Below are 10278 nucleotides of genomic sequence, written 5' to 3'. Positions count from 1 at the left end.
GGATGGAGCAGCCCGGTAGCTCGTCAGGCTCATAACCTGAAGGTCGCAGGTTCAAATCCTGCTCCCGCAACCAACTTTAGAAAATCCCAGAGCAGCCCGCGCAGACTACAATTGATCACCCGGAGCAATTGCTTAACGTCTTCACCTCATCGCGCCACGCTCCAAAATCGACGCGTGAGGAAGAATTGGAGAATAGGGATGACCCTGAATCTATCGCTCTACGTGCTTCTGATCTCAACCCATTAATGGCGCGATATTGGTATTCTGCGCCAAGCGTTCCGATCGCTTAATGCCAATGCCGCGTTCAAACGCAGTTTGTTTGCATGAAAGCCCAATGATCAGCTTGATCCGTCTCGCAGCAGAGACGAATCAATCCGTGCGCTTCATTCCCATATTCAATCTCCTTTGCGGCAAAATGCCTTGAAAGGAGCGGTATCAACCAATCACACGTCCTAGTTTGTTCAAACCTGTAAAAGTAGTTTTGCGACGTCCAATAGTCCTGCTTGCCCAAAAAGCTCATCTGTGCTCGGTGTTGTATATGAGTTCATGGCATCTGGCTGCAAAGATGACCCTGCATCTAACCAATACCAGTGGTCTAGATTTAGTTTATTGGTATCAGCCGAAAAACCTTCGAAAATGTTCTTGACGTCAACACCTGACACCTTTGAAGTCGACTTGCGCTGCATCATCGCGATTGCTCCGGCGACCAAGGCAGCAGCACCCGATGTGCCTCCAAATTCAGCATATAATCCCGAAGGATCGTCGCGCGCACTTTCTCGTTTCTTCACAGGGCCAGCGAATGTTCCTTCCACGTAGCCCCTCGGTCCTGGAACATCCAAGGAAAGTAACCGTTGTGAGGCAAATGAAATTTCAGGGATATCATCATAAGGTGGTTCGCGCTTTTTGTGCACGTTCTCTACCCAGAAGTCGCCTGCTGAAGCAGCGCGACGGTCCAATCGGATTTGGTATCTGTTATATACTTCTCCGTCATCTGAAGGTGCGACTACGGTCAGATCACCCGAGTAGTTGGAATAACCCGATCGGTAGCCGTTGTAATTGACGGCGCCTACTGAAATGACACCGTTTGCGGGATTGGATGACAAACTAGCCGGGTAAATCAGTTCACTCCTGCCCTCATTACCTGCGGCGCATACAACAGGCGTCTGCTTGCTTACCCATTCTATGACTTTCTCAAGTAGAGCCCAGGATTTTTGGATGTCCAAAATATCTTCATGAACTTCTCCCGCCTTGCTTTTATGAAGGCGGGTCTCTTCATCATCGTCAAAAGAGGTTGGATAGCCGGGCCAATACGAAGGGTCAGCGGCATCGCGCGGAAATAGAATGACATCCACACCTTTCGCTTCTGCATAAAGAAAGGCCGCTATCAGTTCCTCAGGGCTAGGAGATATTGAAGTTGTGATAGGAACTACTTTGCTTAGCGGGTCTACGCCAAAGTAAGGGGCAACATTACCCGCATTGCCGAACTGATCCAATTCATAACTGGTACCGCTCGTCAGGCCAGCGCATCCAGTCCCGTGAGCGGCATACCGATCATCATAGGCATCGACGTAACGCTTGACGCCAAAACCGTTACTAATTCTGTTAATTATCTCGGTTTCTTCGGGGTCGAGACCAGGTATGACCAAAGCGCTGATTCCGGTCAAATGTTGTTCTGGTAGCTCGCGGTGTCTGTTTGCTGCAGGATATGCCGATAACTCCTCGTACTTTGCTCCATACGGGTGGCTCGCTAGATCAATTGCGTCATTCCAAATAACTTGATCTGGAGGGGGAAGGGGGGCCTCTGGCGCTTCTAAGTTTGGATGATGCCGGGCCACCCCCATATCAATGAGGCCAATTTTTACATCCCGTCCTGCAAAATCCCATTCGACACCAGTTATCGTCGGGCAAACCTCACCAGATGAGGTGCCAGTTGGTACGGAAATCGCATTGATCGCCACCAGATGCCAAAGATAGTAGTAACGTTTATATAACTCATCGCCAACAGGCATTGGCTCACCTCCCCTTTGTAGCTATCCCAGCCATTCGTCCTGGGCTTCATCCATCAGTTCATCGAGAGCTTCTGTTAGATAAACCACTGTTTTCTTTGCGAGACTGCGTCCTGCAGCTGTATCACTTGGGTAGTGTAGACCTGCCCATTCTCGGTTCTCGGCAATACGCTGGGCGCGATGGAAAAGCGCTATCGTTCCCGGATGCTCTGGAACCAGCCGAGAGAACAGCTCTGCAATCGCGAATGATTGATAAGAATGGTTGGATGGATATGCAGCGTGATAGGGTACGGGGATGTAAGGACGGATAAGCGGCTGCACGATGTTTGGTCGAGGTCGGCTGAACCTATTCTTGTAAGTAAGGCCGATCTCGTTGGTGATTTCCAGCAGGATGACCATCAAGGCCTTCGTCGCATCAAATCCGCCCTGCTCGTCAATCCCTAAAGGGGTCAGGTAATCGTCAATTCCGAACTGCGCTTGTGCAACAATTTCGTCGCGACGGCGCACTTGATCTGGCTGTTTCAGTTGCTCCTGAAGTTCCAGCAGATGAGTGGTTTCGTTCAGGCTTTCATCGGGTCCTGGAGGTGGTAGAAGATCAATATTCTCCCAGATTTTCCCGAGAATACTTGTATCAATAGGAATGCCAATTTTACAGAGATCACGCATTTCGCGCCAACCAAATGAGGCATCGCTCCCACCGAAATCGAACTCAGTGCGGTTTCTGTTTCTATTTCGATTCCTATTTCTGTTTCTATTTCGATTCCTGTTTCTATTGCGGTTTCTATTTCTGTTGCGGTTCAGGGCAAAGGATGAAGACTGACCCATCGCGATTACAGCGGCTCCGAGTGCAGACCGGCTTCCAATTTCTGTGGCAACCGAATTAGCTACTTGTTCGTTCCGCTGAAGACGATCTACCAGAGTCATCTCATCAAAAAACAAATTCAATTTTTCAAGTGTTGGATCATCAATTATGTCGTCCTTGATCTCACGAATCGCATTGATGTACGCCCAGAATGTTTGCTGCTGTTCGTCATAGATTAGCGATACAAGTTCATCCCTATTTCGCTCAGGATTGTTCGCTGCGCCCAAGTTCGCCAGCTTTAAAACTTTACACGAAATCAATTCCCCACGCCGAACGAGCATACCGAAGTTGTTGAGAAAACTAACGTAATTCAACGAATCCCCCTCCCTTGATCGAAATACTAAATTTGTTTTGGCAGCCCGATACGGCTCAGACCATCCTCCATAAGTTTTGCGCTGAAGCGGGTTGGAACCGGAAACCAGTCTTCTCGAATACTTGTGAGAGACATGTCTGGCTCCAATTCGACAAGTCGATGTAACGCTTTCTCACCTTTGGTGTGATCGCCCAAGTGACCGTAAGATGCCGCCAGATAGCGCATAACTGCTTTAAACTGTGGTTGTACCGCCATCACGTTTTCGCCAAATTTGACGGCCTGTTCGAAGTCGCCATTTACCAACGATGCTACGCAGCTTGCGCCGTCGAATAGATGACGATAAGGGCTGTGCCGTCCGATAACCCTAGCTTTGTTCGCCGCCTCCACTGCAAGCCTCGGACGATCGGTATAGCAGTAGAGCATCGCAGCAGAATCCCAACACATTGCACGATATGGGCTCAGCTCCAGGGCTCTGTCAGAAAGGTCCTGAGCAATCGAAAACTCGCGGAACACGTAGGAATAGACGTGAGCGACAAGCCCTAAAACGGTCCCGTTATCTGCGTCAGCTTCGACTGCTCGCCTCGCTAGCTCTCGTGCTCTTTCTTCAAGCTCAATGTCCCACGTTCCGTAACGTTCGCCGATTTGGAACGTCGTAAAATATGCTAGCCAGGCCAAGTAAACAGGTTTGGGGTCGATTTCGTAGGCCGCCAATATGTCTGCCTGCAAATGGTCCAAACCGGGTCCAGACATTGTTAGCAAGTGATGGACTGCTGAGATCGCCGTCTTTGCAGCATGATGGGCAGCGGGGTCTCGCATATGACGCCCATTCACCAATGCCGTGAGGAGCGCATCGGTAGCGTAGCTTACAAAAGCTGCAACGCTGGAGGTTGAGAGCCCAAGAAAGTCGCCCTGATCAGCCACCACATTCTGATTCCAAATAACTTTCCGGTCCTCGGGGCGCATTGCAGTGACAGAAACTTGAAGCATGCTTTCGCAGGCTGACGCTCTGCACTGAAGAAACAAGTCGGGACCAACACCGTGGCTGGGGCTGGAGTTGTATGGCCCGGGCACGTTCGGGGTGCGATAGTCCTGAACAATCAGGGCCTCGGTTTCCGAAAGAGATTTTGATAGCTGCTCTGCGACGATATTTGCTACGAAAGAGGCTTTTTCCGATCCCGCTCCCACATCTGAGGCTAGAAGGCCAATTACGAAATTTGTTCTCGTAGTTTCTACCCATGACGCATTAGGCGTTGGCTGAGTTGTGAGATCGGTTTTGCTTACTAGATTAGCACCATCTTGGTTGATGCATCGAACCGCAGACCGTTGATGCTGGAGCCAATCCATGAAAGCAGCATTGCGGCAATTGAAACCCTCCAACAGCCTATTATTCGATAGTTCTGCTGCTGGCTCCGTTACGTCTATTTCCAATTCTTGTTGATTGAGGCAAATGAGATCTTTGTCGCGAACTACACTGATTAGGGTTGCCAAACCCGTGTGATCATTGGTGGCGTCAACGAGCCGCTCCAATAAAGCAGACCTTTCAGAAGTAGACTGGTCCTCCCAAATAATTTCGCCAGCCCGATGCGCTGAAAAAACACCTTGAGAGCAAGCTAAGAGCGAGAGAAGCATTGTCTGCTCGTTGCTTAGGTCCAGCAAAGTGTTTTGGGAGCCCCAATACTTCGGATACCCAATCAATTCGAGACGGGCCTTTGTCAGCGACCCTTGGTCCGAAACTCTGATCACCTTGAATAACTCGAGAGAGTTTCCCAGATTTTTTAGTGTTGGGTAGCCGATGGAGACAAACCGAAAGTCGTTTCCACCCCGAAGCGAATTTCGGACCGCACTGGAGACCAGGACGTCACCGGCCGATCCAGCACTTTCGATACGGGCCGCAGTGTTCACGGTGTTCCCTATGATTTGGCGGTCTATTTCAAATGTATCACCAACATGTACACCGATCCTGAACCCGCGATCATAGTTTCCGACTTGTGCGGAAAGAGTTTCCTGTACCCTCAACGAGGCTTCTACCGCGACTGAAACACTTCTGAATGTCGCGCAAAAACCATCACCAGCAATACCCGTGACTTCACCTCCAAGTGCGACCACTACTTCACTGGCTAGATTCAGATCCGCGCGAATAGTGGATAGGGTTCGCATTTCAGTTTCGCGAACCGCTAACGAGTACCCACATGCATCAATGAACACGATGGCCATTAGGCGGGCTTCTGGTGTTTTAGTCTTCGAAAACTTTGTCTGGTCTACCCCATATCTTGACCTCAAAGTAAATAGATTAAATGTTTCTAATGCCTAAAATTCGACACCCTGATCGATTGTTTTAAATAAAAATAACCCCACAGTTAGGGTCAGTAGTACACTAATCTCAGTAACTCGTCGACATTAAACGCGCTCGACATTTGCAATTGAGAACGCAGGTATTTGTTAAGTTCCAGATATAAATAAATAAATTTAGTGGTGGGTGATATGAACTGATACTTTCCGGTCATTGGTAGGTGTTAAAGAGGGAAAGCTTCCGCATTACTTCATAAGTGCTTGATTCCGGTGAATAAGAATGAAACGCACCGTCGCAGCGCGAGATAAGGATGCACATTAAGAGGTCAAAGAGTTAATGCCACTTGAATATCGACAAAAGGCGTTTCTTGACATCTTGTCATTGGCTTCAATTTTTGCATCAACACGTACCAAGACTTCAAGCGCTGCTAATTCATCTTTCTCTATGACAACACAACGGTAAAACCCAAGCGTCGTGTTATAATTGAATTAGATCTTTGGATTTCTACCAATTGAAGCATTGTACTATATTTCGTCAAAATGGATGCTTATCAGTTGAAGTATATTGAACTAACCTAGAACTCCCTCGTTTTTGTTTACAACAAATTTTGCTCCCAAGGTTTGATGACTTGACCCGTTCTCTGGAACGAAGGATGCGCGATGGGCACAGATGGGGAAGCAAGATGCATTCCAGTTTAAAGTGTCAGTTCAGTAGCTCGGGAAGTGCCCATCCAGTGTTGGCCGTGCAATTCGGTTGAAGCTTGATGAGGCTATCCCTCATCCAACGAGAGGTATCGTAGTTTCTGCTGAGAAGGACACCAAGCAGCGATGGTCCGCTTATCGAGCCATCTTCATGGGTGGAGAGAGTGACGTCATAGAGTTATCCTTCGAATTCAAACTCTCATCACTGAGCACCTTCGAAGTGCAGGGTTCTCAGTGGCCCCGAGAATCTTTCCGAAACATCTTGTTTCCAATTCACGAACTAAGAGTTTCGAATTTAGCCGTGGACACATTTTTGCCATAATGCCATCTTGGCACAGAGGGCGGCATGTCTTTATTTTAGCACTTTCTAGTTTTTCCAACTGGATTTGAGGGGGTTACCTAGTTCGATATGCCGCCCCACGAGCAGTCTTCTGATCGTCCAATGAATGAAGCGCATTTTCGGTGGCGTTGATACAATGCGCGTTCAAACCTTTTGTATCGCGCATCTGGGTGTAGTTATGGCGTACCTCGACAGCGCCATTAGATTCTATGGGCGCAGTTTCAGGTATCTTTCCATTGATCGTTGCGCGCCGAATGATGTGCAATCGGCGATGCAGAGGTGCAACAGGTCAAGATAGAAATGCCATCAGAACGACCCCAACTAACGTCCTGAGAGTGGTATCTGAGCAAGTAAGCGCTGCCTAGATAGCAAGTTTCCGCAACGTAAACATAAGCTCACTTTTCGCCTTTCAAGACTTGCTCTATGCCGTGTGCAGCATTCCGGTGGGGGCCGATATGAAACTCAGTGCGTTGGAAATCCTTTGCGTCATTTTGGCGAGTATTGTGGCAGTGGCTGGTTTTGCCGGAGCCGTGAATGCGCTTGTTTCAGCGATCTAATATAGCACCGCAAAGTTGTGGAGCCTTTAGGCGCGCATTGTCGCGCTCGTGACAACTGTTCTCTCGGGGTGTCGAGGTTTGATTGTAAAGCATAGAAATTAAACAATTAAAGAAACAGCACGCACTTCTTTTTCGTTGATCGGTGACGCCGTCGTCGCACAAAGTGAACAGGTCTAAAGCCCGAAAAAAGCCCGCCTCGTCCAAATCTCGCGGTAGCGGTATAAGACTGAAAGCGTCGCCTCACATTCCACCTAGCAGAGGGGTCGGCGAGGGGGTCGAGCCAACCCCTCTGAAGGGGATACACGGATCAGTGAAAGTGGTCCGTTGAGTTCAGGTTATGCGATGCGTGTAGGCCCGTATATTGGGGGTTCCCCGTAGTTGGGAAAATTAATCTTTCAGACACATTCCGGACATCTCGCCCAGATACCAAAACGATACGGCGCGCCTAGAAGATGTCTGATGATTTCTTGAGGGGGTACGAGTTTGGCGCGTCGTACCTTGAACCTCGATTATTTCCCAAAAACCTCAAGCGAGGCTGATAACGGTGCCCTGCTTCAAGGACGCATCCGCCGCATCGGCCAGCAACTGAGCCCGCAGCCCATCGATGATACTTGGTGCAAGTTGTCCTGATCCGGACACAGCGGCAGTGAAATGGGCCATCTCGGCTTGATAGGCGCCTTCGTAGCGTTCAAGAAAGAAATGCTGGGCCGGGGCTTTGCGGAAACCCGACGGAGTCGCGACCTCAACCGCATTCTCCAACATGTTTTCGGCCCGCAACATGCCCTTCTCGCCATGCACTTCGATGCGCTGATCATAGCCATAGCTGGCGCGGCGCGAGTTGGAGATCTGGCAAATCTTGCCACTGGCCGTCGTCAGGGTTACGGCTGCGGTGTCGACGTCTCCGGCTTTGCCGATCTCGGGATCGACGAGCGATGATCCAACAGCGTAAACGCTGATAGGTTCTTCGCCCAGCAAGAAACGTGCCATATCCAAGTCATGGATCATCATATCGCGGAACAACCCACCCGAGCTTTCGATATAGCTGATCGGTGGCGGCGAGGGGTCGCGGGACAGAATGGTGACAATTTCGACCGCGCCGATCTCACCTTCGGCGATGCGGGATTGAATATTGGCAAAGCTCGGATCAAAGCGGCGGTTGAAGGCCGTCATGAAGGGCACGCCGGTGGCTTCGACCACCTTGATGCAGTCGCGGATGCGGTCAGCGGACATGTCCACCGGCTTTTCGCAGAAGATCGCTTTGCCGGCATTCGCCGCTTCATGGATCAGATCGTAATGGGTGTCGGTCGGAGTACCGATGACGACAGCATCGACATCTTTGCTTTCGATCAGTTCGTCCGCCGACAGGATCTGTGCGCCAGTTTTGTCGGCCAGCATCTGAGCCGGTTCTGTGAATGCGTCCGCCACTGCGCTCACCCGTGCGCCATCAATCTGCCCGATCGAGCGCGCATGAACCTGACCGATCCGCCCGCATCCCAATAGCCCAATATTCAGCATGTCATGCCCCTTTGAACGCTTTCAGTACCCGGCGCGTCGCCTCGACCACCGGTTCATGTGTATCTTTCAGTATTTGAACGCGGTCGAACCTGTCCGGATCGGCATTCACGGCCGTTCGCAGGGCATTCCCAAAGGCCATTCGCAGCTCGGTCCCGATGTTAAATTTGCAGATTTTCGATCCGCGCGCCAGCGCAGCACGTTGCGCAACCGGCACGCCCGAGCCGCCATGGATCACCAGAGGTATATCGGTCACGGCTTCGATGGCGCGGATACGGGCCTCGTCCAGACCGCCCTCTTTGTTCTGCTGCAAATGGACGTTGCCGACCGAGATCGCCATTGCATCCACGCCGGTCTCTCGGGCGAATTGCGCGGCTTCCTCGGGGTCGGTTCCGTCCGAACCTTCACCACCCGAATAGCCGACAAAACCGATTTCCCCCTCGCAGGAGACACCAGCGGCATGGGCCATCTCGGCAATTGCAGCGGTCTCGGCGATATTCTGTTCCAAAGGCTTGCGTGAGCCGTCAAACATGACAGAGGTGAAGCCGCTGTCGATGGCGATGTGGCATTCGTCATGGGTGTAGCCATGGTCCAGATGCGCCACGACGGGCACGCTGGCACATTCGGCCAGATGGCGGAACATCTTGCCCAGAACCGGCAGCGGCGTGTGTTCGCGGCATGATGGGCCGGCTTGCAGGATGATCGGTACGCCTTCGGCTTCTGCAGCGGCCACGTAGGCACGCATGTCCTCCCAGCCCAGCGTCACCAACCCGGCCACGGCATAGCCGTCGCGCAGCGCGGGTTGCAGCACGTCCGATAATGTCACAAGGCTCATTTGAACTTGGCCACCATGTCCATAATCCCCGGGATCGTATGCAGCTGGGCTGCATGGGTCGGTTGGAAATACTGCTTCAGCGAGCGCTGACTGAGCCCGCCGAGGATGGTGAAATAGTACATTTCATACCCCGGCAAAACTGCGCAGGGGTGATAGCCCTTGTCCAGCAGGATCGTCGAGCCATCCATGATGTGATAGGCATCACCCGGCTTGTTATCTTCACGCTGCAGCATCTGGACGCCAGAACCATAGTTGGGCCGGAAGCGGAAATTATAGGTTTCGTCATGGCGGGTTTCGATCATTTCGCCATCGTCGCTTTTGCGGTCGGTGTCATGTTTGTGGCTGGGAAAGCCGGACCAGCCGCCCTGACCCACGGTATAAAGTTCAGACACCAGCAAGCGGCCGACCTTGTCGTGATGGTTCGCGCCCAGAATGTGTTTGATCTTTCGATGGGTTTTGGTGTCGTCCGATCCATACTGCACCAAATCCAGCTCGGGTACGCGGACATCAAAGGGTTCAAGCACACGGTCGAATTTTGCGCCCGCGATGAAGGTTTCGGTTTCATCCGTCATGCAGGTTATTCGAACCTTGGCGCCGACGGGAACGTATACGCCCTCGGGCTCGCCATCCCAGACGTCGATGGTGCGGTTGCCAAGGTTGGTATAGATCGCGCCGTCCACATCGACATCCACGGTACCGGTGGCGGGCACGATGCAGGTCTCATAGCCCGGCACGGCATATTCGAACACCTCGCCCTTTTTCAGTTTGACGATGTTGAAATAGTTTAGCGGCACCAGATCATGGTCGGCATCGACGATAGGTTTGTTCTGGTTGTCATGGGGCGCAATATGCATCTGCGTCT

6 protein-coding genes are annotated in these 10278 nt (G+C 51.3%); all 6 read right to left on the bottom strand.

The annotated features are described in order from the left end of the window. Positions 1–461: 461 nt before the first annotated feature. On the bottom strand, positions 462–2009 hold the full coding sequence (locus ACR0DK_RS08455; protein ID WP_223117251.1) for a S8 family serine peptidase: 1548 nt from the start codon (positions 2007–2009) through the stop codon (positions 462–464). Between the two features lie 21 nt (positions 2010–2030). Continuing rightward, positions 2031–3182 (bottom strand): phosphatase PAP2 family protein, encoded by a 1152-nt coding sequence (locus ACR0DK_RS08450; protein WP_170408598.1) that lies wholly within the window; start codon positions 3180–3182, stop codon positions 2031–2033. A 26-nt stretch (positions 3183–3208) separates the two neighbouring features. Next, complete coding sequence (locus ACR0DK_RS08445) at positions 3209–5395, bottom strand: adenylate/guanylate cyclase domain-containing protein (RefSeq protein ID WP_480735660.1); 2187 nt, start codon at positions 5393–5395, stop codon at positions 3209–3211. A gap of 2199 nt (positions 5396–7594) precedes the next feature. Continuing rightward, a complete protein-coding gene (gene iolG, locus ACR0DK_RS08440; RefSeq protein WP_480735659.1) occupies positions 7595–8584 on the bottom strand; it encodes an inositol 2-dehydrogenase in 990 nt (329 codons plus the stop codon). A 1-nt stretch (position 8585) separates the two neighbouring features. After that, complete coding sequence (locus ACR0DK_RS08435) at positions 8586–9416, bottom strand: class II fructose-bisphosphate aldolase (RefSeq protein ID WP_480735657.1); 831 nt, start codon at positions 9414–9416, stop codon at positions 8586–8588. Then, positions 9413–10270 (bottom strand): 5-deoxy-glucuronate isomerase, encoded by an 858-nt coding sequence (locus ACR0DK_RS08430; RefSeq protein WP_170395026.1) that lies wholly within the window; start codon positions 10268–10270, stop codon positions 9413–9415. Before ACR0DK_RS08430 ends, ACR0DK_RS08435 begins: the two co-directional genes overlap by 4 nt. Positions 10271–10278: the final 8 nt, after the last annotated feature.

It is taken from the genome of Ruegeria sp. CE6 (assembly GCF_056537485.1).
The sequence above is the reverse complement of the archived record's forward strand: the minus strand, read 5'-3'. Positions and strand labels throughout refer to the sequence as shown.

What these genes read in the sequence shown, in the direction of transcription:
- ACR0DK_RS08455 (WP_223117251.1), bottom strand. Translation starts at nt 2,009, where the DNA reads ATGCCTGTTGGCGATGAGTTATATAAACGTTACTACTATCTTTGGCAT.
- ACR0DK_RS08430 (WP_170395026.1), bottom strand. Translation starts at nt 10,270, where the DNA reads ATGCATATTGCGCCCCATGACAACCAGAACAAACCTATCGTCGATGCC.
- ACR0DK_RS08435 (WP_480735657.1), bottom strand. Translation starts at nt 9,416, where the DNA reads ATGAGCCTTGTGACATTATCGGACGTGCTGCAACCCGCGCTGCGCGAC.
- iolG (WP_480735659.1), bottom strand. Translation starts at nt 8,584, where the DNA reads ATGCTGAATATTGGGCTATTGGGATGCGGGCGGATCGGTCAGGTTCAT.
- ACR0DK_RS08445 (WP_480735660.1), bottom strand. Translation starts at nt 5,395, where the DNA reads ATGGCCATCGTGTTCATTGATGCATGTGGGTACTCGTTAGCGGTTCGC.